21 protein-coding genes are annotated in these 24,843 nt (G+C 70.8%); all 21 read right to left on the reverse strand.

Going from position 1 to position 24,843, the window contains the following annotated elements:
- Positions 1-299 precede the first annotated feature (299 nt).
- Positions 300-1,376: a quinone-dependent dihydroorotate dehydrogenase gene (locus ITJ69_RS07965; protein ID WP_194672496.1), complete on the reverse strand. Its 1,077-nt coding sequence runs from the start codon at positions 1,374-1,376 to the stop codon at positions 300-302.
- The gene (nrdR, locus tag ITJ69_RS07970; protein WP_194672497.1) at positions 1,373-1,852 is read right to left on the reverse strand and encodes a transcriptional regulator NrdR; all 480 of its coding nucleotides are present in this window, start codon (positions 1,850-1,852) and stop codon (positions 1,373-1,375) included. The genes ITJ69_RS07965 and nrdR overlap by 4 nt, the downstream gene beginning before the upstream one ends.
- Positions 1,853-1,865: 13 nt before the next feature.
- Complete coding sequence (hisD, locus tag ITJ69_RS07975) at positions 1,866-3,173, reverse strand: histidinol dehydrogenase (protein ID WP_194672498.1); 1,308 nt, start codon at positions 3,171-3,173, stop codon at positions 1,866-1,868.
- 12 nt (positions 3,174-3,185) lie between these two features.
- Entirely contained in the window at positions 3,186-4,061 is an 876-nt protein-coding gene (locus tag ITJ69_RS07980) for a hypothetical protein (protein ID WP_159573273.1), read from the reverse strand.
- Positions 4,058-4,408 (reverse strand): DUF2200 domain-containing protein, encoded by a 351-nt coding sequence (locus ITJ69_RS07985; RefSeq protein ID WP_194672499.1) that lies wholly within the window; start codon positions 4,406-4,408, stop codon positions 4,058-4,060. The genes ITJ69_RS07980 and ITJ69_RS07985 overlap by 4 nt, the downstream gene beginning before the upstream one ends.
- 13 nt (positions 4,409-4,421) lie before the next feature.
- Positions 4,422-7,904, reverse strand: a complete 3,483-nt coding sequence (gene dnaE / locus ITJ69_RS07990) for a DNA polymerase III subunit alpha (protein WP_216834008.1) — start codon at positions 7,902-7,904, stop codon at positions 4,422-4,424.
- Between the two features lie 438 nt (positions 7,905-8,342).
- Complete coding sequence (locus ITJ69_RS07995; RefSeq protein WP_123672602.1) at positions 8,343-9,272, reverse strand: RluA family pseudouridine synthase; 930 nt, start codon at positions 9,270-9,272, stop codon at positions 8,343-8,345.
- Positions 9,269-9,937 (reverse strand): signal peptidase II, encoded by a 669-nt coding sequence (lspA, locus tag ITJ69_RS08000; RefSeq protein ID WP_228505129.1) that lies wholly within the window; start codon positions 9,935-9,937, stop codon positions 9,269-9,271. The genes ITJ69_RS07995 and lspA overlap by 4 nt, the downstream gene beginning before the upstream one ends.
- Before the next feature lie 2 nt (positions 9,938-9,939).
- Positions 9,940-10,626 carry a DivIVA domain-containing protein gene (locus ITJ69_RS08005; RefSeq protein WP_165900993.1) on the reverse strand — a complete coding sequence of 229 codons (687 nt, stop codon included), beginning with the start codon at positions 10,624-10,626 and terminating at the stop codon, positions 9,940-9,942.
- A gap of 231 nt (positions 10,627-10,857) precedes the next feature.
- Complete coding sequence (locus ITJ69_RS08010) at positions 10,858-11,154, reverse strand: YggT family protein (protein WP_111085780.1); 297 nt, start codon at positions 11,152-11,154, stop codon at positions 10,858-10,860.
- 71 nt (positions 11,155-11,225) lie between these two features.
- Complete coding sequence (locus ITJ69_RS08015; RefSeq protein WP_123292468.1) at positions 11,226-11,804, reverse strand: cell division protein SepF; 579 nt, start codon at positions 11,802-11,804, stop codon at positions 11,226-11,228.
- Positions 11,805-11,847: 43 nt separating this feature from the next.
- Positions 11,848-12,573, reverse strand: coding sequence for a YggS family pyridoxal phosphate-dependent enzyme (locus ITJ69_RS08020; protein WP_132100586.1), 726 nt, complete (start codon positions 12,571-12,573; stop codon positions 11,848-11,850).
- Between the two features lie 7 nt (positions 12,574-12,580).
- Positions 12,581-13,741, reverse strand: coding sequence for a cell division protein FtsZ (gene ftsZ / locus ITJ69_RS08025; protein ID WP_111085783.1), 1,161 nt, complete (start codon positions 13,739-13,741; stop codon positions 12,581-12,583).
- 145 nt (positions 13,742-13,886) lie between these two features.
- Complete coding sequence (locus ITJ69_RS20930) at positions 13,887-15,263, reverse strand: FtsQ-type POTRA domain-containing protein (protein WP_194672500.1); 1,377 nt, start codon at positions 15,261-15,263, stop codon at positions 13,887-13,889.
- Complete coding sequence (gene murC, locus ITJ69_RS08035) at positions 15,260-16,663, reverse strand: UDP-N-acetylmuramate--L-alanine ligase (protein ID WP_159573276.1); 1,404 nt, start codon at positions 16,661-16,663, stop codon at positions 15,260-15,262. Before murC ends, ITJ69_RS20930 begins: the two co-directional genes overlap by 4 nt.
- The gene (gene murG, locus ITJ69_RS08040) at positions 16,660-17,799 is read right to left on the reverse strand and encodes an undecaprenyldiphospho-muramoylpentapeptide beta-N-acetylglucosaminyltransferase (protein ID WP_243650002.1); all 1,140 of its coding nucleotides are present in this window, start codon (positions 17,797-17,799) and stop codon (positions 16,660-16,662) included. The genes murC and murG overlap by 4 nt, the downstream gene beginning before the upstream one ends.
- Positions 17,796-19,055 (reverse strand): putative lipid II flippase FtsW, encoded by a 1,260-nt coding sequence (gene ftsW / locus ITJ69_RS08045; protein ID WP_123938312.1) that lies wholly within the window; start codon positions 19,053-19,055, stop codon positions 17,796-17,798. The genes murG and ftsW overlap by 4 nt, the downstream gene beginning before the upstream one ends.
- Positions 19,024-20,553 (reverse strand): UDP-N-acetylmuramoyl-L-alanine--D-glutamate ligase, encoded by a 1,530-nt coding sequence (gene murD, locus ITJ69_RS08050; protein WP_159573277.1) that lies wholly within the window; start codon positions 20,551-20,553, stop codon positions 19,024-19,026. The genes ftsW and murD overlap by 32 nt, the downstream gene beginning before the upstream one ends.
- A 4-nt stretch (positions 20,554-20,557) precedes the next feature.
- Positions 20,558-21,661, reverse strand: a complete 1,104-nt coding sequence (mraY, locus tag ITJ69_RS08055) for a phospho-N-acetylmuramoyl-pentapeptide-transferase (RefSeq protein ID WP_123938314.1) — start codon at positions 21,659-21,661, stop codon at positions 20,558-20,560.
- Positions 21,658-23,166, reverse strand: coding sequence for a UDP-N-acetylmuramoyl-tripeptide--D-alanyl-D-alanine ligase (locus ITJ69_RS08060; RefSeq protein ID WP_194672501.1), 1,509 nt, complete (start codon positions 23,164-23,166; stop codon positions 21,658-21,660). The genes mraY and ITJ69_RS08060 overlap by 4 nt, the downstream gene beginning before the upstream one ends.
- The gene (locus tag ITJ69_RS08065; RefSeq protein ID WP_159573279.1) at positions 23,163-24,833 is read right to left on the reverse strand and encodes a Mur ligase family protein; all 1,671 of its coding nucleotides are present in this window, start codon (positions 24,831-24,833) and stop codon (positions 23,163-23,165) included. The genes ITJ69_RS08060 and ITJ69_RS08065 overlap by 4 nt, the downstream gene beginning before the upstream one ends.
- Positions 24,834-24,843 lie beyond the last annotated feature (10 nt).

A 24,843-nucleotide genomic window follows, 5' to 3' on the forward strand; every position in this document is an offset into this window, starting at 1 on the left:
GGTTCCACGACCCGCCGCGTGCGCGTCGCCGAGGTTCCACAGACGGCCCGCCCGCGCGCCGAGGTTCCGAAATCTCGGACACTCAGCGGCCGCGGCCGGGCGTGGCCACGCACCGACGGACGGGAGGCCCGTGGCGGGACCGCACCGGGCCTCCCGTCCCAGGGGTGGTCGGCGAGGTTCCACGACTCGCCGCGTGCGCGTCGCCGAGGTTCCAGAGACGGCCGCCGATGGCCGCGAGATGCCGAGATTTCGGAACCTGGAGGGCGCCGGGCGGGACGCGCGCCCGCTCCCGCCCGCGCTCAGCGCGCGGCGCGGCGCAGCCGCTTGCGACGCAAGCGGTTGATGCGCGTGGCCCAGCTCGGCCCCTCGTAGAGGAACGCCGTGTAGCCCTGCACCAGGGTGGCCCCGGCGTCGATGCGGTCCTGCACGTCCTGCTCGGTCGTCACCCCGCCGACGGCGATGACGCAGAACTCGGCGGGCACCGCGGCACGGACGCGACGCAGCACCTCGAGCGAACGCGCGGCGAGGGGAGCACCAGAGAGTCCCCCGGCACCCATTGCCTCGACGTCGGCCGGGTCCGCGGTGAGTCCCTCACGGGAGATCGTCGTGTTGTTCGCGATGATGCCCGACAGCCCGAGCGACACCGCGAGGCCGGCGATGGCGTCGACCTGCTCGTCGGTCAGGTCCGGCGCGATCTTCACCAGCACGGGCGTGTCGCCGGCGGCGTCGCGGACGGCGGACAGCAGCGGTCGGAGCTGGTCGAGTTCCTGCAGGCCGCGCAGGCCGGGCGTGTTCGGGGAGCTGACGTTGACCGCCAGGTAGTCGGCGAACGGCGCGAGGCGTCGTGTCGACTCCAGGTAGTCGTCGATGGCGTCCTCGACGGCGACGACCCGGCTCTTGCCGATGTTCACGCCGATGACCGGGCGACCCGGGTTGCGTCGGGCGCGCTCGAGCCGTCGGGCAGCGGCACCGGCGCCGTGGTTGTTGAAGCCCATCCGGTTGATGAGGGCGCGGTCCTCGATGAGACGGAACAGGCGCGGACGCTCGTTGCCGGGCTGGGGCTTCGCCGTGATCGTGCCGACCTCGACGTGACCGAAGCCGAGCAGGCCGAGGCCACCGATGCCGCGGGCGTCCTTGTCGAACCCGGCGGCGAGGCCGAAGCGCGACGGGAAGTGGATGCCCATCGTCGTGATGCCGTCAGCAGCTGCCGGGCGGGAGTACCGCTCGACCAGACCGCCCACGAACGGCACGTGGGGCAGCGCCTTGATAACGGCGAACGCCAGGTGATGGGCCCGCTCGGGGTCCATCTTGGCGAAGACCGACCGGAAGACGACGGCGTACCCGGACCGGACCAGGCCTTCCGCGACCCCGCTCACGCGCCGGCACCCGCCGGCGAGCCGGCAGCGTGGTGGTCGCGGCGGAGCTGGCCGATGGCGTCCTCGAAGTCCTCGAGCGAGTCGAAGGCCTGGTAGACGCTGGCGAACCGCAGGTACGCGACCTCGTCGAGCTCACGGAGCGGCGCGAGGATCGCGAGGCCGATGTCGTTCGCGTCGATCTGGCTCGAGCCGGACGACCGCACGGTCTCCTCGACGCGCTGCGCGAGCACGGCCAGGTCGCCGTCGGTGACCGGGCGCCCCTGGCAGGCCTTGCGCACGCCGGAGACGATCTTGTCGCGGCTGAACGGTTCGGTGACGCCGTTGCGCTTGACGACGTTGAGCGACGCGGTCTCGGTGGTCGAGAAGCGTCGTCCGCAGTTCGGGCACTGTCGACGGCGGCGGATGGAGGTTCCGTCGTCGCTCGTCCGTGAGTCGACGACGCGGGAGTCCGGGTGGCGGCAGAAAGGGCAGAACATGTCGTCGCCCAGGCTATCGGTTCGTGCGCTCCGTCACGGCGGCGCCGTGCGCGGGGAGCTGCTCCTCGGTCGACAGCGCGACGATGTGCGCGGCGACCTCGTCGAGCGCCGACGCCGAGTACCGGATGACCTGCTGCGGCCGCAGGAACGTGGACGCGGACAGTCCGGAACCGAAGCGCGCCTGGCCGCCGGTGGGCAGCACGTGGTTCGACCCGGCCAGGTAGTCCCCCAGGCTGACGGGCGTACTCGGCCCGACGAACACCGCTCCGGCGGCGTCGATGTCGGCGAGCACCGCGTCGTCGTCGGCCGTCTGGATCTCGAGGTGCTCCGGCCCGTACGCGTTGCTCACGGTCGCGGCGTCGGCGAGGGAGTCCACCAGCACGATCGCGGACTGCGGTCCGTCCAGGGCGGTCTGGAGGCGCGCAGCCGTCCCGAGCAGCGCCGTGCGTTCCGGGATGGCGGCTTCGACCGCATCGGCGAACGTCGCCGACGTCGTCACCAGCACACTGCCGGCCTGCTCGTCGTGCTCGGCCTGGCTGATGAGGTCGGCGGCGACGAACCCGGGGTCGGCGGTCTCGTCGGCGATCACGAGGATCTCGGTCGCACCGGCCTCGGAGTCGATGCCGACGACACCGCGCACCAGGCGCTTCGCGGCGGCCACGTAGTTGTTGCCAGGACCGGTGACCAGGTCGACGGGCTCGAGGTCGATCGCGGGGACGCCGTAGGCCAGCGCGCCGATCGCCCCGGCACCGCCCATCGCGTAGACCTCGTCGATGCCGAGCAGTCCGGCCGCGGCCAGGATCGTCGGGTGGACCGCACCGCCGTGGTCGCGCTGCGGCGGGGACACGAGTGCGATCGACCGGACCCCGGCGACCTGCGCCGGGACGACGTTCATGACGACGCTCGACGGGTAGACGGCCTTGCCACCGGGCACGTAGAGCCCGACGCGGCGCATCGGCTGCCAGCGCTGGTGCACCTCAGCGCCGTCGGCGAGGGTGGTGACGGAGCCGGCCGGCACCTGTGCGGCGCTGGCGGCTCGGACGCGGCGGATGGCTTCGTCGAGCGCTTCCCGCAGTTCGGGGGTCAGCCCGGCGACGGCCGCCGCGATCTCGGCGACCGTCACCCGGACGTTGGCCGGGGCTCCCCCGTCGAAGCGTTCGGCCTGGTCGTGCAGTGCGTCCGCTCCGCGGTGTCGGACGTCCTCGACGAGCTCGCGGGCGGCGTCGACCGCGTGCGACACGTCACCCACGGCGCGCGGCATGAGTCGGAGGAGTTCGGCACGGGCGGGCAGGCCGCCGCGGAGGTCGATTCGCTGCATCATCAGGGAACAAGCCTACCGAGGTGACGTGGGCGTCCGCCGTCCGACGAGTGCGTCGACGACCGGCCGGTGGTGTGCCACGGCCGCGGCGTCCCAGACACCGAGCAGGTGCAGTGTGGCGATGCGGAACACGAGCGCCCGGGTCAGCAGCGACGTCCATTCCGGCTCGTCTGCCTCGGCCGCAGCCCCGTGCGCGGTCCTGCCGAGGGCTGCCAGTCGCCCGACCGGGAAGCCGTGCCAGCAGACAGCGTCGACGGCTGCGATCGCTGCGCCGAACTCCGCTGGACGCCAGTACGGCGGCCAGTCGATGATCGTCGGCGGCTGCCCGTCAGCGAACAGCACGTTGCCGAGCAGGTCACCGTGGACCAGCTGCGACGGCGCTCGGACCGGCCGGAACGCCGCGGCGAGCCGGGCGAGGATCGGGTCCGCCGGCAGCGGTTCCTCGCCCCACGCCATCCGGTCGGCACGGGCCCACGGGGCGGTGACGGCGCCGGGATCCGTGCCGAGGAACGCGGGCCGCTCCAGGCCGGCGATCGCGCGGTGGAAGGCACGGCCCGCCCGGATCACGTCCTCGACGCGGGACTCGTCGGCCGCACCGGGCACGAACTCCCACGCCTCCCAGTCCCCCGACCTCCAGCTGCCGTCGCGGGCGGCCACGGGCCGAGGCGTGCGGAACTCAGCCGGGTGCTCGGACTCCGCTGCGTGTTCGAGTTCCGCCAGGACGCCGGCACGCCAGTCGGTCACCGCCGGATCGTCGTGGGGCCGGAGGACGATGCCCTCGGCACGCCAGGTCAGCCCGCGCCCGCCCGCGAGCGGCACAGGCGTGGACTCGGCGACCCCGAAGGCACGCAGCACCTCGGCGCCGGGAACGCTCCCGTCGGCTCCGGTCACGCGGTCCGCAACACCTTCGCCATCGGACGGCCCTTCGCGACCTCGTCGACGAGCTTGTCGAGGTACCGGATCTGCCGCATGAGCGGGTCGTCGATCTCCTCGATCCGGACGCCGCAGATCACGCCCGTGATGAGCGGCGCGTTCGGGTGCAGCTGCGCGGCGACGAAGAAGTCCTCGAACGTGGTCTCGTCCGCCAGGTGCCGTGCGAGCGCTGCGTCGTCGAACCCGGTCAGCCACGTGATGACGGCGTCGAAATCACCCTTCGTGTGGCCCTTCCGCTCCACCTTCGCCAGGTAGTGCGGGTAGACCGCCGCGAAGGGCGTCCCGAAGATCCGGTGTCCGGCCACGATCACATCCCTGCTACACCAGACAGCGCGGCCCGAGCAGGCTCTTCAGCTCGCCGAACAGGTCGGGTGTCAGGTTCACCGGGAACGGCAGCTCGAACGTGCGCGCGACGTCGTCCTTCAGCAGCTTCAGCCGGACCTCGGTCTCGCCCTGGTGCCGTCCGAGCACTGCGGCGAGCTCCGTCACCGTGGAGGTGGTGGCCTGCCGCTCCGGCAGCGACAACGTGAGCGGACCGGAGCCCATCGCGTCGCCGATCGCCGGCTGGAACATGCTCACCGCGTGCAGGGCCTTGCCGTCGTCGCGGACGTTCACGCGCCCGCGCAGGACCACGATCGAGTCGGCCACGAGCGACGGTCCGAACTCCTGGTAGGTCTTGCCGAGGAACATCACGCCGATCTGGCCGCCGAAGTCCTCGATGTCGACGATGCCGTACGGGTTGCCGCTCGTCTTCGCCACCCGGTGCTGCACGCTCGTCAACAGCCCCGCGACCGTGACGGTCTCCCCCTCGACCGAGTCGTCGGCCGCGATGAGGTCGGCGATGGTGATCGACTGGTGCTTCGCGAGCTCGATCTCGAGACCCGCGAGCGGGTGGTCCGAGACGTAGAGGCCGAGCATGTCGCGCTCGAACGCGAGCTTGTCGCGCTTGGACCACTCCGGACGGTCGGGCACCTGCGACACCGGACCGGTGGCCGGCGACTCCTCGGCGACCTCGGCGAACAACGAGTCGAAGTCGAAGCCGACGTTGCCGTGGGCCTCGTCGCGCTTGACCTTGACGGCGCCTTCGACCGCGCCCTCGTGGATCTCGACCAGGGCGCGGCGGGAGTCGCCGAACTCGTCGAAGGCACCCGCCTTGATGAGCGACTCGACGGTCCGCTTGTTCGCCGACGAGATCGGGATCTTGCGCAGGAAGTCGTGGAACGACTCGAACGCGCCCTTGTCGGTGCGGGCCTTCACGATGTCGTCGACGACGTTGAACCCGACGTTGCGGATCGCACCCATGCCGAACCGGATGTCCTCACCGACAGCGGCGAAGAAGCCGATCGACTCGTTGACGTCCGGCGGCATGACCTTGATGCCCATGCGGCGGCACTCGTTCAGGTACAACGCGAGCTTGTCGCGGGCATCGCCCACCGAGGTGAGCAGCGCCGCCATGTACTCGGCCGGGTAGTGCGCCTTGAGGTAGGCGGTCCAGAACGAGACGACACCGTACGCGGCGGAGTGCGCCTTGTTGAAGGCGTAGTCGGAGAACGGCAGCAGGATGTCCCACAGCATCTTGATCGCCGCGGCCGAGTAGCCGTTGTCCAACATGCCCTTCTCGAAGCCCGCGTACTGCTTGTCGAGCTCGGACTTCTTCTTCTTGCCCATCGCGCGGCGGAGGATGTCCGCCTGGCCGAGGGAGAACCCCGCGACCTTCTGCGCGATGGCCATGACCTGCTCCTGGTAGATGATCAGGCCGTAGGTCCCGCCGAGGATCTCCGCCAGGGGCTCTTCGAGCTCCGGGTGGATCGGCGTGATCGCCTGCTCGCCGTTCTTGCGGAGCGCGTAGTTCGTGTGCGAGTTCGCACCCATGGGGCCCGGACGGTACAGGGCGATGAGCGCGGAGATGTCCTCGAAGTTGTCGGGCTTCATCAGGCGCAGCAGCCCGCGCATCGGCCCGCCGTCGAGCTGGAAGACACCGAGTGTGTCACCGCGCTGCAGGAGCGCGTACGCCTCGGGGTCCTCGAGTCCCATGGTCTCGAGGTCGAGCTCGATGCCACGGTTGTTCTTGATGTTGTCGAGGGCGTCACTGATGATCGTGAGGTTGCGGAGCCCCAGGAAGTCCATCTTGATCAGGCCGAGCGACTCCGCTGCCGGGTAGTCGAACTGCGTGACGACCTGGCCGTCCTGCTCCCGCTTCATGATCGGGATGATGTCGATGAGCGGATCGCTCGACATGATGACGCCGGCCGCGTGCACGCCCCACTGGCGCTTCAGCCCCTCGAGCCCGAGCGCGGTGTCGAAGACGGTCTTCGCCTCGGGGTCGTTCTCGACCACGGTGCGGACGTCGACGGCTTCCTTGTAGCGCGGGTGGTCCTTGTCGAAGATCCCGGTGAGCGGGATGTCCTTGCCCATCACGGGCGGCGGCATCGCCTTGGTGAGCTTCTCGCCCATGCCGAACGGGAACCCGAGGACGCGCGAGGAGTCCTTCAGCGCCTGCTTCGCCTTGATCGTGCCGTACGTGACGATCTGCGCGACGCGCTCCGACCCGTACTTCTCGGTGACGTACTTGATCGCCTCACCGCGGCGCCGGTCGTCGAAGTCGACGTCGAAGTCGGGCATCGAGACGCGGTCCGGGTTCAGGAACCGCTCGAAGATCAGGCCGTGCCGGATCGGGTCGAGGTCGGTGATGCGCATCGCGTACGCGACCATCGAGCCGGCACCGGAACCACGGCCGGGACCGACGCGAATGCCGTTGTTCTTCGACCACAGGATGAAGTCGGAGACCACGAGGAAGTACCCCGGGAACCCCATCTGGTTGATGATGCCGACCTCGTAGTCGGCACGCTCCTGCACCTCGGCCGGGATGCCGTCCGGGTACCGGTAATCCAGCCCCTTCGCGACCTCCTTCTCGAACCAGGAGTGCTCGGTCTCGCCCGCCGGCACCGGGAACTTCGGCATGTAGTTCGCCGAGGTGTCGAACTCGACGTTGCACCGCTCGGCGATGAGCAGCGTGTTGTCGCAGGCCTCGGGGTTGTCGCGGAAGACGTGCCGCATCTGCTGCGGGGACTTCAGGTAGAACTCGTCGGCGTCGAACTTGAACCGGTTCGGGTCGTTCAGCGTCGAACCCGACTGCACGCAGAGCAGGGCGGCGTGCGACTTGGCGTCGTGCGAGTGCGTGTAGTGCAGGTCGTTCGTGCCGACCAGCGGGATGTCGAGGTCCTTCGCCAGCCGGATCAGGTCGCTCATGATCCGACGCTCGATCTCGAGTCCGTGGTCCATGACCTCGGCGAAGTAGTTCTCCTTGCCGAAGATGTCGCGGTAGTCGGCGGCGGCCTTGACGGCTTCGTCGTACTGGCCGAGGCGCAGGCGCGTCTGGACCTCGCCCGACGGGCACCCCGTCGTGGCGATGATGCCCTCGTGGTACTCCTCGAGCAGCTCGATGTCCATGCGCGGCTTGAAGTAGTAGCCCTCGAGCGACGCCTTCGACGACAGCCGGAACAGGTTGTGCATGCCCGTCGTGTTCTCGGCGAACATCGTCATGTGCGTGTACGAGCCAGCACCGGAGACGTCGTCCCCACCGCCGTCGCCCCACCGCACACGGGTCTTGTCCGTGCGGTGCGTCCGGGGGGTGATGTACGCCTCGGTCCCGATGATCGGCTTGACGCCGCCGGCCTTGGCGGCCTTCCAGAACTCGAAGGCGCCGAACATGTTGCCGTGGTCGGTCACCGCCACGGCCGGCATGCCCTGCGCAGCGGTCTCCTGCACGAGGTCGCCGAGCCTGGCAGCGCCGTCGAGCATCGAGTACTCGCTGTGCACGTGCAGGTGGACGAAGGAGTCGGAATCCGCCACGGAACCTCCGGTCGAACGAGCTGCTTGCGGGACGCGAACAGCCTAACCGCGACCGCGGACAAATCCGCGCGTGTCCGAGCGGTCCGATGCCGAGGTCGCACGACACGCCGGGCGCAGTCCGGCGAGGGTGCAGGAACGTGTCCGCACGGCGGTGGAGCCCGCACGCGGCGGACGGGAGGCACGGGGCGGCGTCGCCACGGGCCTCCCGTCCGGGGTGTGAACGTGACGGATGCGGCACGCCCGTCGCTCCCCCGTCGACGTTCCACAACACGCCGCGTGCGCTCCGCCGGGGTTCCACAGACCGACGCACAGCGCGCCGACATGCCGAGATTTCGGAACCTCGGCGACCGACGCGACGACGCGAACCACGCGACCGGCGCGCGCGCGTCAGGACGAAGCGGCTCGGATGCGGTCGAGCGCGAGGCGCAGGTCGTCGGGGTACTCCGCCTGGAACGACACCCACTCGCCGGTGCGCGGGTGGTCGAACCCGAGTCGAACGGCGTCGAGCCACTGGCGGGTCAGCCCGAGCTCCTGCGCCAGGACCGGGTCGGCGCCGTACATCGTGTCGCCGACCAGCGGGTGGCGGGTCGCGGCCATGTGCACGCGGATCTGGTGGGTGCGCCCGGTCTCGAGGTGCACCTCGAGCAGGGTCGCCGACCGGAACGCCTCGAGGGTCTCGTAGTGGGTGACGCTCGGCTTGCCGTCGGCGGTGACCGCGAACTTCCAGTCGCTCGACGGGTGCCGACCGATGGGGGCGTCCACGGTGCCGGAGGTCGGGTCGGGGTGCCCCTGCGCGAGGGCGTGGTAGACCTTCTCGACCGTGCGCTCCTTGAAGGCGCGCTTGAGGTGCGTGTACGCGAGCTCGGTCTTCGCGACGACCATGAGTCCCGACGTGCCGACGTCGAGTCGGTGCACGATGCCCGCACGCTCGGCGGCGCCCGAGGTCGCGATGGTGAACCCGGCTGCGGCGAGGCCCCCGGGCACGGTCGGACCGTCCCAGCCGGGCGAGGGGTGTGCGGCGACGCCGACGGGCTTGTCGACGACGACGATGTCCTCGTCGTCGTGCACGATCGTCATCCCGGGCACGGCCGCCGGCACGATGCGCGGCGGCTCCTTCGGGGACCACTCGACCTCGAGCCACGAGTCGGCGTGCAGGCGGTCGGACTTGTCGACGGGGACGCCGTCGACCCGGACCCCACCGGCGGCGACCACGTCGGCCGCGAACGAGCGGCTGAACCCGAGGAGCTTCGCGATGGCGGCGTCGACACGCTCGCCGGCGAGCCCGTCGGGGACGGGAAGGGAACGCGACTCGCTCACGTGGCGTCGTGCCCCAGCGCGTCGCGTCGGTCGCCGTCGTTCGGCCTGGAGGCGCGGGTCGGCTCGTCGACAGCGGCGTCAGCTGACGAGAACGCGGCCCCACCGTCGAGCGGCTCCGTCGTGTCCGCCTGCGCAGCGCGCTTCGCGGAGACCGTGCGGGACCCGTCGAGGTTCACCCCGAGGATCACCAGCAGCACGAAGACCACCATGCTGATGCAGATGAACGAGTCGGCGACGTTGTAGATCGCTGGCATCATCCACGGCGTCGAGATGAAGTCGACCACGTGGCCGCGGCCGAAGCCGGGCTCACGGAAGAGTCGGTCGATCAGGTTGCCGAGCGCGCCGCCAAGCAGCATGCCGAGCACGACGGCCCACCACATCGACCGGATCCGACGCGAGTAGATGATGATCGCGGCGACGACCGCCGCCGAGATGATCGAGAACACCCACGTCATGTTCACCGCGAAGGAGAACGCCGCCCCGGGGTTCCGGACGTACAGGAACTGGAGCGCCCCGCCCAGGATCGGGACGGGGGTGCCGTACGGCAGGTTCGCGACGACCAGTGCCTTCGCGACCTGGTCGAACGCCACCACCACGACAGCGGCGAAGGCCAGTGCCGCGATAGCGCGGACACTGACCTTCGCTCGTGATGCTGGTCGCGACAACGTCAGTTGCCGAAGCCCTGCGCCGATGCCGGCGCCGGGGTGAGACCGGACTGCTCGTTCGAGGAGTCGAGCTCGGAGAGCTGCCCCTGGATGTAGCTCTTGAGCTGGGCGCGGTAGTCGCGCTCGAACGTCCGGAGCTCGTCGATCTTGCCCTCGAGCTGGCGCTGCTCCTGCTCGAGCACCTGGACACGCTGACGGTTCGTGTTCTCGGTGTCGGCGATGATCTGGCGCTGCTTGGCCTCGGCCTCGGAGACGAGACGCGCTGCCTGGGCGGTGCCCTCGGCGATGAGCGCGTCGCGCTTCTCGACGCCTTCGCGGACGTGCTCCTCGTGGAGACGACGCGCGAGCGTCAGGAGGTTCGTGGTGCCCTCGGTGTCCTCGTCCGCCGGGACCGTGGTCGCCGGGGCGGCCGCTGCGACCGGAGCGGGCTCGGGAGCCGCCTCGACCGGGGCCGGCACGGGCTCCGGCTCGGGTTCTGCCGCGGGAGCGGGCTGCTCGGCCTGCGCCGACTGCGGGGCCGACTCGGCCGCCTGCAGGCGCTGGCGGAGCTCGTCGTTCTCCGCGGTCAGGCGACGCAGCTCGACCACGACCTCGTCGAGGAAGTCGTCGACCTCGTCCTGGTCGTAGCCCTCGCGGAACTTCGTCGGCTGGAACCGCTTGTTGACTACGTCTTCCGGCGTCAAAGCCATTGCCGTCACCTCAATAGAACTGCTGAACGTGTGGAACCACTTGCGTCGTGACCGAACTTACCAGTCACCACGTGTGGTGCGGATGCCGCGCCGGAGGCGAGCATCGATCCCGACCACCGTACACCGACGACGGGGAGGAACGACGACCACTGCATCGGCGCGGCGCGTGTCGCGGACCTGGATCGACCCACGAGCGGGCCCGGATCGAGCCAGGAACGGACCTGGATCGGGTCAGACCGCGACGGCGATGCCGTTGACGACGACCCGGGCGATGATCACGACGAGCATGACGATCGTCCAGCCGAAGTCGAGTGCCACCGGCCCCATGCGGAGCGGCGGCAGGACCCGCCGGACCGCGCGGATCGGCGGATCGGTGATCGTGTAGACGAACTCGGAGACCACGAGCAGTCCCCCGCGCGGCCGCCAGGACCGGTTGAAGTTCTGCACGAGGTCGAGCGCGAACCGCCCCCACATGACGAAGAAGTACAGCAGGAGGGCGAGGGAGATGATCCCTAGGATCACGGACACGATGGGGCTCGCTCGTCTCGGGCGAGTGCCGTCATGCGACGACGCTCACGGGCGGGTGGCCGGGGGACGGCTCAGGACTGGGCGAAGAAGTTCGCCTCGATGTCGGACTCTACCTCAGCCGGCTCACCGCTCACTGCGACGTGTGCGGGCGACAGCAGGAAGACCTTGTTGGTGACGCGCTCGATCTTGCCGTACAGGCCGAGCGACAGGCCGGAGGCGAAGTCGATCATGCGTCGGGCGTCGTTCTCGGTCATCTGCGAGAGGTTGATGATGACGGGGATCCCGTCGCGGAAGCTCTCGGCGATGGACTGGGCGTCCTTGTACTCGCGCGGGTGGACGGTGAGGATCTCGTTCATTTCCTGGACCGGGGTCGCCTTCTGTGCGGTCGTGTGCGAGCGGCGGAGCGGAGTGACCTGGGCGCCGCGCTGGTGGGTGTGCGTCTTCGCGGGAGCGGCGGCCGGGGCCGCTGCCGGAGCTGCGGCGGCCGCGGGAGCGTCCGCCGGGGCGGGGGCATCCTGCGGTGCTGCGGCCGGAGTGGCGGGAGCCTGCTGGCGCGCGGGCGCGGCCTGCTGCGGCTGCTCGTCCTCGTAGTCGAGTTCCTCGTCGGCGAGGCCGAGGTAGACCATCGTCTTCTTCAGCGGGTTGGCCATGGTTCCTCCGGAGGTTGGTGCACGTGGATGCCCTGCAACGAGGCTAGGGTGCCGCCGGCCGATTTCCCGTGATTGCGGTGCCGATCCGCAGGTGTGTCGCGCCCTCGAGCACGGCGTCGGCGTAGTCGCCGCTCATGCCGGCCGAGATGTCGGTGGCGCCGGGCTCGAGCGCAACGACCCGGTCCGAGATCGCCCGCAGCCGAGCGAACGCCGCACGGGGCTCCTCGTCCAGCGGCGCGACGGCCATGACCCCGCGCAACCGGATGGTGCCGGTCTCGAGCACGCGTGCGGCCATCGCCTCGACGTCGTCCGGTTGCACGCCGCCGCGACCGGGATCGTCGGTCAGGTTGACCTGCACGAACCCGTCGATGACCGGTGGATCCGGCTCGGCCTCGGTCGGCGCGAAGGCATCCACGACCGACGTGCGGTCGAGGGACTGCACGACGTGCGCGTAGCGACGGACCTGCCGGGCCTTCTTCGACTGCAGCTGCCCGATGAAGTGCCAGGTCAGGTCGAGGTCGGCGAGTTCCGCGGCCTTGGCCTGTGCCTCCTGGTGGCGGTTCTCACCCACGTCGGTGACGCCGAGTGATGCCAGCGCACGGACGAGGGACGCCGGGTGGTACTTCGTGACGACGATCAGCGTGAGGTCGTCGGCCGAGCGCCCTGCGGCGCGCGCCGCGTCGGCGATGCCGCTCCGGACGGACGCGAGACGCGCCTCCAGTCCGTCGTCTGATGACGAGGCGGACGGGAGGCGCGTGTCTGCTACCAAGGAGGGGTTACTTCAGGAAGTCGGGGACGTCGAGCTCGTCGTCGTCGTCGAACGCCGGGTCGGCGGCGCGCTGCACCGGCGGCTGGTGTTCCTGCGAGGCCCAGGAGGGGCTCGACGTGCTGGAGTCCTCGATCGCTCCGGTCGAGGCGGCGACGGGGGCCGTCGCGCTCGACTCGGGGTCGACGTAGCTCGAGCGACGCTCCTTCTGCTGCTGCGCCGGCTCGCCGCCGTCGAAGCCCGCGGCGATGACGGTCACGCGGACCTCGTCGCCGAGGGTGTCGTCGATGACCGCACCGAAGATGATGTTCGCCTCGGGGTGCACGGCTTCCTGCACCAGACGCGCGGCGTCGTTGATCTCGAAGATGCCGAGGTTCGAGCCACCCTGGATCGAGAGCAGCACACCGTGCGCTCCGTCGATCGAGGCCTCGAGCAGCGGGGACGCGACGGCGAGCTCGGCGGCCTTGATGGCACGGTCGGCACCGCGCGACGAGCCGATGCCCATGAGCGCGGAACCCGCACCCTGCATGACGGACTTGACGTCGGCGAAGTCGAGGTTGATGAGACCCGGGGTCGTGATGAGGTCGGTGATGCCCTGCACGCCGGCGAGGAGCACCTGGTCGGCCGTGGCGAAGGCCTCGACCATCGAGATGCCGCGGTCGCTGATCTCGAGCAGTCGGTCGTTCGGCACGACGATGAGCGTGTCGACCTCGTCCTTGAGCCCGGCGACACCGTTCTCGGCCTGCGACTGGCGACGCTTGCCCTCGAAGCTGAACGGCTTCGTGACGACACCGATGGTGAGGGCGCCGATCGACTTGGCGATGCGGGCGACGACGGGCGCACCACCCGTGCCGGTCCCACCGCCTTCACCGGCGGTCACGAAGACCATGTCGGCACCGGCGAGGGCCTCTTCGATCTCCTCGGCGTGGTCCTCGGCGGCACGACGGCCGACCTCGGGGTCCGCGCCGGCGCCGAGGCCGCGGGTGATCTCGCGGCCGACGTCGAGCTTGACGTCGGCGTCGCTGAGCAGGAGCGCCTGCGCGTCGGTGTTGATCGCGATGAACTCGACGCCACGGAGGCCGAGTTCGATCATCCGGTTGACGGCGTTGACGCCGCCGCCGCCGACACCGACGACCTTGATGACGGCGAGGTAGTTGTGGTTCGTGGTCACGTCAGTCAGGCCTCCGGTTGAACCCTCAACCTCTACTTGAAGTTCAGGGGCAATGCTGGTAGATGTGGTGCTGGCTTCGACGCTACGGGTGGGTTCCGCGCACTGTCGCCCCGCCACGCCGCGTGTCGCCGATCAGGTCGGCAATTCAGTCCTTCGCGCGGATCACGCCGTTGTCCGGTGCGGACACGTCGTACTCGACCACGACACCCGGGTTCCGCGCCGCGTGGTCCTTCACCAGGGCGGCGAGCAGCGCGGCCTTCGCCTCGGAGTCGTCGGGGCTCCCCCACACGACGGTCGAGCCGTCCTTGAGCGTCAGGGTCACGTCGTCGGCGGTGGACCCGGCGACCCGCGTGACCTGCGATCGGACGGTCGACGGCAGCGCCAGCACGACCTCGGTCATCGTGCGGAAGCTCGAGGACCCGAGGCGCGCACGGGCGATGTCGGCGAGCGGCATGGTGGCTGGACGCTGCGGCGACGACTGCACGACGATGCCGGCCGGGTCGACGAGGTCGAACGAGCTGCCGGACTGCACGGCGACGACGGGCGTGCGCTCGGTCACCGTCACGACGAGGGTGTGCGGCGGGGCCTCTTCGGTCACGTAGCTCTCGATGAGCGGGAAGCCGGCGATGTCCTGCTTGATCTCGTCGAAGTCGAGCCGCGCGAGCGGGGTGCCGATCTGGTCGGACAGGGCCTGCCGCAGCGCGGTCTCGTCGACGCGGTTGGTGCCCTTGACCTCGATCGTCTGCAGGGCCATCAGCGGCGAGAACACCGCCACCAGGATCGAGACGCCGAGCACGAGCACGATGCCGGCCGCGGTGATCCACGCGGCGCGGCGGTGGCGGCTGCGCCGGGTGAACCGCCGCACCTCGGCCCGCTCGAGCAGGCGACGGCGACGCTTCGCGATACGCGCCTCTCGCGCGGTCTCGGCAGCGCGGACGCCGGCACCGATGGGTGCGTCGTCGTGCTGGACCGGCCGGGAGGCACTGCCCGCGTCGAGCACGTCGGTCACGGTCGCGTCGTGGTCGCGTGCACTGCCCGCCGCGCCCCCGGACGGTCGTCGCGCCCCGTCTCCTCGGGGCGCGTTGCCCGCATCGGGGCGCGAGTCGCGGTGGTCCTCGTCCGGTGTGTACTCGCGCAGGCGGTCGGCGACGGCCCCGAAGCCGGCGCCGACGCGGCGGCCGGCCGCGCCCGCGAGGGTGCCGACGCGGTCGCGCGTCGAGTCGGCGGCATCGGTGGTCGGATCCGCGCCCGCGGACGGTCGTCGCGCCCCGACGCTCGGGGGCGCACCGACCGCTGGGGGGCGCGTTCCGGAGAGCCCGGTGGCCGGGGTGGTGGAGGCCGGGGCCTCGTCGACCGCAGCCGACTCGTCGGGCGTGGGACGGGCCTCCCGGTCGTCGGGTGTGCGCCCGCGGAACGGGAGCCGCGGCATCGAGGGGCCACGACGCTGCCGGGGCGCGTCGGCGCCCTCGACCGGGGCGTCCCTGCGGGCGTCCCCCTCGTCGAACCCCTCGGGTCGCCTCACCGGCCCAACGCTCCCAACACCTGCGGGATGATCCGGTACACGTCACCGCAGCTGAGCGTCATGATGATGTCGCCGTCGCGGGCGACCGCGGCGGCACGGGCGGCGGCCTCGTCCCAGTCCGGCAGGAACTCCACGCGGGACTGGTCGGCGAAGCGCTCCTGCACCAGGGCGCCGGTGACGCCGGGCTCCGGGTCCTCGCGCGCGCCGTAGACGTCGAGGACCACCGTGTGGTCGGCGAGCTCCTCGTAGACCCGCGCGAAGTCACCGGCCATCAGACGGGTGCGGGAGTACAGGTGGGGCTGGTGGATCGCGATGATGCGGCCGTCGCCGACGACGTTGCGGGCGGCCTTGAGCGCCGCGGCGACCTCGGTCGGGTGGTGCGCGTAGTCGTCGTAGACCGACACCCCGCGCTCGACACCGTGCAGTTCGAAGCGGCGCTGGGTGCCGCCGAAGGCCTCGAGCCCGCGGATCGCGTCGGCGGCGCTCACTCCCAGACCGGTCAGGACCGCGAAGGCACCGACGGCGTTGATCGCGTTGTGCCGGCCCGGCACGCGGAGGGTCAGGTGGTGTGCCTCGCCGCCGGCGCGGAACGCGACCTCGACGCCCGCGGACTCGATGATCCGCTCGATGCGCACGTCGGCGTCGACGGCCTCGCCGAAGGTGACGACCTCGGGGGCGTCGGCACGCGCGCGGATGCCCGCCGTGACCGTCTTCGCACCGGCGTCGTCGCCCGAGATGACGACGCGCTCGCTCGCCTTCGCGGCGAACTCGACGAACGCCTCGGTGAAGGCCTCCTCGCTGCCGTAGTGGTCGAGGTGGTCGGCGTCGACGTTCGTGATCAGGGCCACGGCGACGTCGTAGAGCAGGAACGAACCGTCGGACTCGTCGGCCTCGACCACGAACAGGTCGCTCGAGCCCGGCGCCGAGCTCGTGCCGAGCGACTGGATGACGCCGCCGTTGACGAAGCTCGGGTCGAGGCCGAGCTCGACCATCGCGGTGACGATCATGCCGGTCGAGGTGGTCTTGCCGTGCGCGCCGGCGACCGCGACGAGGCGGTGCTCGGCGATGAGGGCGGCGAGGGCCTGGGACCGGTGCAGCACCGGCAGGCCGCGGCGCTGCGCCTCGAGCAGTTCGGGGTTGTCTGGCCAGAGCGCGCTCGTGACGACGATCGTGTCCGCGTCGCCGACGTTCGCGGCGTCGTGGCCGATGTGCACCGCGGCGCCGAGGTCGCGCATGATGCCAGTCGTCTCGGTCTCGCGGGAGTCGCTGCCCGTCACGCGGTGACCGGCGGCGAGGAACATCCGGGCGATGCCGCTCATGCCGGCGCCGCCGATGCCGACGAAGTGCACGGTGCCGAGGTCGTCCGGGATCGGCTGCGTCAGGTCCGGCTTGATGGTCATGGTTCCTCCGTGGTGCTGGCGGCGCCGTTGCCTCGTGCGGTTCCTCGTGCGGCACCTCGTTCGGTGCCTCGTGCTGCGTCCAGGACGAGGTCGGTCATCCGGTCCGCGCCGTCGCGGTGTCCGACGCTGCCCGCCCGGACCGTCATGTCCGCGATGCGGGCCCGGTCCTGCAGGATGGTCAGGAGCTGGAACGTCACCCAGTCGGGGTCGAATTCCCCGTCCGCCACGAGCACGGCTCCCCCGGCGTCGACGACGTCCTTCGCGTTGTGCCGCTGCTCGCCGTTGCCGACAGGGTACGGCACGAGCACGCTCGGCAGCCCGACCGCGGTGAGCTCGCAGACCATGCCGGCGCCGGAGCGGGACACGACGAAGTCGCTCGCCGCGTACGCCAGGTCCATCCGGTCGCAGTAGGCGAGCACGTGGTAGCCGTCGAGGTCGCTCGGACCGATGTCCGACGCAGCACCGACGACGTGCAGGACCTGCCAGCCGGCGCCCACGATGGTCGCCGCGGACTTGTTGATCGTGCGGTTGATGCTGCGGGCGCCCGAGGAACCACCCGTGACGAGGAGCACCGGGCGAGCCGGGTCGAGCCCGAACTCGGCGAGGGCCTCGGCACGGCTGGCACGGCGGTCGAGCGACTCGATCTCGCGCCGGAGCGGCATGCCGACGACCCGGCCGTGCCGCAGTCGGGTGTTCGAGAAGGTCAGGCCGACGTGCTCGGTGAGGAACGCGGCGAGGCGGTTCGCCAACCCCGGCTTCGCGTTCTGCTCGTGCACGACGATCGGGGTGCCGGTGCGCCGGGCCGCGATGTACGCCGGCGCCGCCGCGTAGCCGCCGACGCCGAGGACGACCTCGACCTCGTGCTCGCGGATGATCTGCTCGGTGCGCTTGACGGCCGCGGCGAAGCGCTGCGGGAAGCGGAGGGCCGCGCCGTTCAGCTTCCGAGGGAACGGCAGGCGCGGGATCGTCAGGAGCTCGTAGCCGCGCATCGGCACCAGGCGGGACTCGAGGCCTTCGGCGGTGCCCAGGACGAGCACCTCGGCATCCGGCTCGCGCTCGGTCAGCCGGTCGGCGACCGCGAGCAGGGGGTTGACGTGTCCGGCGGTGCCCCCGCCGGCGAAGAGGTACTTGCTCACCGGAGTCGTCCGTTCGTGGTGGTGCTGTCGAGGGGCGGGTTCGTGGTGCGCGGGTCGTTCTTCCCGGGCAGGTCGCGGGCGAACGACAGCACGACGCCGATCGCCACCAGGGTCATGATGAGCGCGGACCCGCCGGCCGAGATCAGCGGCAGTGGGACGCCGAGGACCGGCAGCAGGCCGAGCACGACGGCGATGTTCACGAGCGCCTGGCCGATGATCCACGCCAGGATGCCGCCCGTGACGGTCTTCACGAACGGGTCGCGGGACTGCCGGATGATCTTGATCATGCCGACGGCGAGCACGACGAACAGGGCGAGCACGACGACGGCGCCGATCAGGCCGAGCTCCTCGCCGATGATCGCGAAGATGTAGTCGTTGTCCGCCTCGGGCAGCCACGACCACTTCGCCTTGGAGTTGCCGAGTCCGACGCCGAACACGCCACCGGACGCCAGCGCCCACATGCCGTGCACGGGCTGCCAGCACAGGTCGGCGTACTGGTTCGAGTCCGTGCAGCCGGACAGCCACGCACTGATGCGCACCTGACGGGACGACGACGCCATCGTGACGAACGGCAGCATGACCGCCATCGCCGCCAGGCCGACGAGCAGGTGGCGGGCGCGGGCTCCGCCGACGTAGAGCGCACCGAGGATCAGGATGAGCATGATCATCGCGGTGCCCTGGTCGCCACCGAGGATCACGAGGCCGAGCGACAGGAGCGAGGCGATCCCGATCGGGATGAACACCTCTTTCCAGTCGTCGAGCTTGTCGCGCTTGACGTACATGATCGCGCCGATGCCGAGCACCAGGCCGAGCTTGACGACCTCGGACGGCTGCGCGGTGAACGAGCCGATGCCGATCCAGTTCCGGTTGCCCTGGACGTCGATGCCGAGCGGTGTGTACACGAGCAGCTGCAGGACGAGGGCAGCACCGAGCAACCGCATCGCCCACTTCCGCCACAGCCGTGTCGGGATCCGGCTCGCGACGAGCATGAGCGGGACACCGAGGACCGCGTACAGACCCTGGCGGGACGCTGCGCCGAAGAAGTCGTGCGTCGCGGCGTACTGCTCGACGCTCGACGACGACAGGACCATCACGACGCCGAAGACGACCAGGAAGAGCGTGACGCCGAGGATCGTGTAGAAGGTGCTGGACTCGGCGACGAAGACGTTCTTGACGGCGACGAGTGCACCGTTCGTGCGACGCGGGTTGCCCGTCGCCGGCGTGCTACGACTGTTCGGAAGATCCGTCGTCGCCATCGGCGTTGCCTCCCAGGTGCTCGTGGACCGCCGCCGCGAAACGACGCCCCCGGTCGGCGTAGGAGCCGAACTGGTCGAACGACGCAGCCGCCGGGGCGAGGAGGACCGTGTCGCCCGGCCTCGCGACCGATGCGGCATGCCGGACCGCCTCGGGCATGACCTGATCAGTGTCCGTCGTCTCCACCTGGAGCACCGGCACCCCGGACGCGTGTCGCGCGAATGCCTCCAGGACGGGGGTCCGGTCGGAGCCGATCACGACGACGGCACGGACCTCGGGGCCGAAGCGTGCGACGAGCCCGTCGACGTCGACGCCCTTGAACAGACCGCCGACGATCCACACCACGGTGTCGAACGAGGCGAGCGAGGCGGTGGCGGCGTGCGGGTTCGTGGCCTTCGAGTCGTCCACCCACGCGACGCCGGCCGACTCGGCCACGAGCTCCGTGCGGTGGTGGTCGGCGCGGAAGGCCCGGACGGCGGACTGGATCGCACTCGGCTGGACGGTGCCGGCACGGGCGAGGGCCGCGGCGGCCAGGACGTTCATCGTCATGTGCGGGCTGGCGAGCCCGGCGACCTCGAGGTCGGCGAGGGTCGACAGCTCGAGCGCGCTGTTCCGACGGTCCTCGTTGAAGGCGCGGTCGCACAGGACGTCCTCGACGATGCCGACGTCCCCCGGCGCGGGCACCCCCGGCGTGAAGCCGACGGCACGGCAGCCCTCGACGACGTCGGCGTCCTGCACCATGTCGCGCGTGACGTCGTCGGCGGTGTTGTAGACGCACGCCATCACGGTGCGCTCGTAGACCTTGGCCTTCGCGGCGCGGTACGCCGCGGCGGAGCCGTGCCACTCGAGGTGGTCGTCGGCGATGTTCAGGCAGGCGCTCGCGAGCGGCACGACCGCGCCGTCGCCCGAGGTCGCCATGTAGTGCAGCTGGTGGCTGGAGAGCTCGACCACGAGCACGTCGTAGCCGTCCGGGTCGCGGACGACGTCGAGCACCGGCACGCCGATGTTGCCGCAGGCCACGGCACGCAGTCCGCCGGCCTCGTACATCGCGGTCGTGAGCTGCGTCGTGGTGGTCTTGCCGTTCGTGCCCGTGATCGTGATCCACGGCGCCGCGACCGGACCGCGCACGACCTTGTCGCGCACGCGCCAGGCGAGCTCGATGTCGCCCCAGACCGTGCTGTTCCGGACGGACCACTCGACGGTCGCGTTGTGCGGCGGCAGACCGGGCGACACGATGACGACGTCCGGCGCCTGCTCCTGCAGCGCGGCCGGCACGGTGTCGAGCGGCGTCTGCACGAAGCGCGCGCCGATGACGTCGAGCAGGTCGACGTTGTCCGACGGCGCGTCGGACGAGTAGACCGTCACCGCACTGCCGAGCTCCACCAGCGTGTCGGCGACCGAGAACCCGGTCGCGCCGAGCCCGAGGACGGCGACGTTCAGGCCCTTCCACCCCTCGGAGTACCAGCTGTCGAGGGACTGGAGGCGGGAGGACGTGGACACCGGGTCAACCAACGCGTGCGATCCATTCGAGGTAGAAGAGGCCGACCCCCGCGGCGACGAAGAGCCCCGCGATGATCCAGAACCGGACGACGACCGTCACCTCGGCCCACCCCTTCAGCTCGAAGTGGTGGTGCAGCGGACTCATCCGGAAGATCCGCTTGCCGTGGGTGATCTTGAAGTACGCCCGCTGCAGGATGACCGAGCCGGTGACGATGAAGAACAGGCCACCGATCAGGATGAGCAGGAGCTCGGTGCGGCTGAGGATCGCGAGACCCGCCAGCGCCCCACCGAGGCCGAGCGAACCGGTGTCGCCGAGGAAGATCTGCGCCGGCGAGGTGTTGTACCAGAGGAACCCGATGAGCCCACCGCAGACCGCGGCCGCGACGACCGCCAGGTCGAGCGGGTTGCTCACGGTGTAGCAGGCGTGCTCCGTGCTCGCGTCGAGACGGGCGCCGCCGCAGATCTGGTTGGACTGCCAGAAGCCGATGATGACGTACGAGCCGATCGCCAGGATGCTCGAGCCGGTCGCGAGACCGTCGAGCCCGTCCGCGACGTTGACGCCGTTCGACGTCGACACCGTGAGCAGCACGATCCAGGCCAGGAACAGCACGGTGCCGATGACCGTGCCGAGCGCCATGAAGTCGAGCCACGGGATGTCCCGGATCGCCGAGATCATGGTCGACGCCGGGGGCTTGCCGTTCGACGTCGGCACCACCAGGGCGACCGTGGCGAAGATGACACCGACGATGACCTGGCCGAGGACCTTGGCCCATCCGCCGAGCCCGAGGCTCCGCTGGCGCCGGACCTTGAGGAAGTCGTCGATGAACCCGACGAAGCCCAGCCCCACCATGAGGAACAGCACGAGCAGGCCGGACAGGGTGATCGAGTCACGTCCGACCAGGTGGCCGACGAAGTAGCCGATCACGGCGCCGATGATGAGGACGATGCCGCCCATCGTCGCGGTGCCGCGCTTGGTGTGGTGCGACTGCGGACCGTCGTCACGGATGAACTGCCCCCACCCGAGACGGTGGAACAGCTTGATGAAGAACGGGGTGAGCAGCAACGTGAACACCAGCGACGTAGCGCCGGCGATGAGGAGCGCGATCATTCGGTGACACCTCCGAGGCGGTCGCCGAGGAATCGCAGTTCGGCCGACTTCGAGGACTTGACCAGGACCACGTCGCCGGGGCGGAGCATGTCCTGGAGTGACCGGACGGCGTCGTCGACGTCCTCGATGAACACCGATTCGCCGTCCCACGATCCCTCGAGGGTGGCGGCCTGGTGGATGGGCATCGCGCCGCGGCCGACGACCACGAGCTGTCCGATGCCGAGACGGACGACGAGCCGACCGATGCGGTCGTGCTCCTCGGTCGAGAACTCGCCGAGCTCGGCCATCTCGCCGAGCACGGCGACGGTCCGCTCCCCCGGACGCACGATCTGCGCCAGGGTCCGCAGCGCCGCCGCGGTCGAGTCCGGCGACGCGTTGTAGGCATCGTTGATGACGGTGACGCCCTCGGGGCCGCCCTGCAGCAGCTCCATGCGCCAGCGCTCGGCGCGCGTCATCGACGCGAGCGCCGCGGCGCCGTCGGCGAGCAGGACGCCCCAGCGGTGGGCGACCGTCAGGGCCGCGGCCGCGTTCATCGCGTGGTGCTCACCCAGGATCGCGAGGCGCACGTCCACGTGATCCGGGCCTCCAGGCTGGCTACGGTCCGTCGGACGGTCGCCTTCCTGATCGACGGGAGGCGCGGTGAGGGTGAAGCGGGTGCCGCTGCGGTCCGTCTCGATGCCGGTGATGCGGTAGTCGGCATCCGCCGACGTGCCGAAGCCGACCACCTGGGCGGCCGTCAGGTCGCGCATCGACGCGACCCGGTCGTCGTCGACGTTGAGCAGTGCGGTCGCGGAGGCAGGCAGGTCGGTGACCATCTCGGACTTCGCGCGCTGCGTCGCCTCGATGCCGCCGAACTCGCCGGCGTGCGCCAGGCCCACCTTGAGCACGACACCGACGTCCGGCTCGGCGATGCGGACGAGCGCCGCGATGTGGCCGACGCCACTGGCCCCCATCTCGACGACCAGGAACCGGGTGTCGTACGTGACCCGGAGCATCGAGATCGGTGCCCCGACGTGGTTGTTGAAGGACCCCTGGGGCGCGACGGTCTCGCCGTGCTGCTCGAGGATCGTCCGGAGCATGTTCTTCGTGCTCGTCTTGCCGTTCGAGCCGGTGATGCCGACGACCTTGAGCGGTGCCGGACGCCCCTCGGCGTCGACGCGGTCGGCGGATGCCATCCGGACCCGGGTGACGACCTCGTGCGCGAGCGCGGCGAGTGCTGCGTAGCCGTCCGCGACGACGACCTGCGGCGCGGTGGTCTCGACGCGCTGGGGCGTGATGACCAGCGCGGCACCCGCCTCGGTCGCGGCGGGCACGAAGCGGCGCCCGTCCGTGACCTCGCCGGGCAGGGCGAAGAAGACACTGCCGGGGCGGACCAGGCGTGAGTCGGTCTCGACCGACCCCTCCACCACCAGGTCGCCGGGCTCGGCGACGTCGGTCGCCTGGGCACCACCGATCAGCTCGCCGCCGACCGCGGTGGCGATCTCGGCGAGGGTGAGCGCGATCATCGGAGGTCCTCGGCCGGACCGGAGTTCGGCTCCCAACCGGCTTCGCGCAGGGCCTGACGGGCCTCGTCGCGTGCCGAGTAGGGGGTGCGGACCCCGGCGATGTCGCGGTAGTCCTGGTGGCCCGGGCCGGCCCAGAGGATGGAGTCGCCCTCGCCGAGCAGGCCGACGGCCAGGCGGATGGCGGCCTCGGGCGGACTCACCTCGTGCAGCTCGTGGTCCGGGAACGCCTCGCGCGCGGCGTCGACCAGGGTCTTCCGGATCGACGCGGCGTCCTCGAAGCGGGGGTGGTGGTCGGTGACGACGAGGATGTCGCTGCCGGCCGCCGCGACGCGGGCCATGTCGCCGCGCTTCGTGGTGTCGCGGTCGCCGTCGGCGCCGAACAGCATGAGGACCTTGCCGGAGGTGAACTGGCGGACGGCAGCGAGGGTGTTCTCGAACGCGTCGGCGCTGTGGCCGAAGTCGACGTAGACGCTCGGGCCGTGCTCGCCCGAGACCCGCTCGGTCCGGCCGGGCAGGTAGCACTCGATGGCGGAGACGCGGCGCACGGCGCCGTCGCGGTCACGGTCGCTTCGCGCCTCGTGCTCGTCGCGGTCGTCTTCGTCCGGGTAGCGGCGGTGGTTGCTGTCGAGCGCGTGCGCGATGGCACCGAGCTCGAAGCCGCCCTCGACCAGCATGACGATCGCCAGTGCGGCGTTCGCGGCCATGTGCCAGCCGATCAGGGGCACACGGGTGGTGAGCTCGCGGCCCTCGGGACCGGTCAGGCGGAACTCGGTGTACGCGGCGTGCGCCTCGACGATGTCGACGTGCCACTCGGCCTCGACGTCCGGGTGCACGGTGATCGTCGTGACCGGGATGCGGGAGTCCTGCACCACGCGGTGGCCCCAGTCGGTGTCCAGCGAGACGACGCCGCGACGGGCGTGCTCGGGCTGGAACAGCGGGAGCTTCGCCTGGTAGTACTCCTCCATGTCGGCGTAGTCGTCGAGGTGGTCGTGCGACAGGTTCGTGAAGGCCGCGACGTCGAAGACGATCCCGTCGACCCGGTGGCGGCTGAGGGCCTGCGCGCTCACCTCGACGGCGACCGCGCGCACCTCGCTCTCGCGCATCCGGGCGAGGAGCGCGTGCATCTCGCTGGCCTCGGGCGTGGTGAGACGGCTCGTCACGCTGAGCGTGCCGATGTGGCGCTCGGCGGTCGAGCTCAGGCCGGTGACCAGGCCGAGCTGCTTGAGGATCCCCTCGAGGATGTACGACGTGCTCGTCTTGCCGTTCGTGCCGGTGACGGCGAACAGCTGCGGCAGGTCGGTGGCCTCGTCCGGGTGGGTGCGGTAGACCCAGGCGGACACGTCGCCCAGAGCGGCACGGGGGTCGTCCACGACGAGGACCGGCAGGCCGGCCGCTCGTGCGCTCTCCACGCCCGCGTCGTCGGTCAGGACGGCGACGGCACCGCGCTCGGCGGCCTCGGTGGAGAACTCCGCGCCGTGCCGGTTCGCACCGTGCACGCCGACGAAGACGTCACCCGGCTGCACCTCAGCGGCGCTCAGCGTGACACCGGTCGTCTCGACGGCGTCGAGGGAACCGACGACGCGGAGGCCGAACGCGTTCGCGAGTTCGGCGACCGCCCTCGGGGTCGGGTGTTCGGGCCGGAGGACCGGGGGGATCCGTGCGGACAAGTGTTCCTTC

Source organism: Curtobacterium sp. VKM Ac-2887, assembly GCF_015350935.1.
In the GTDB taxonomy this organism is placed as follows: Bacteria; Actinomycetota; Actinomycetes; order Actinomycetales; family Microbacteriaceae; genus Curtobacterium.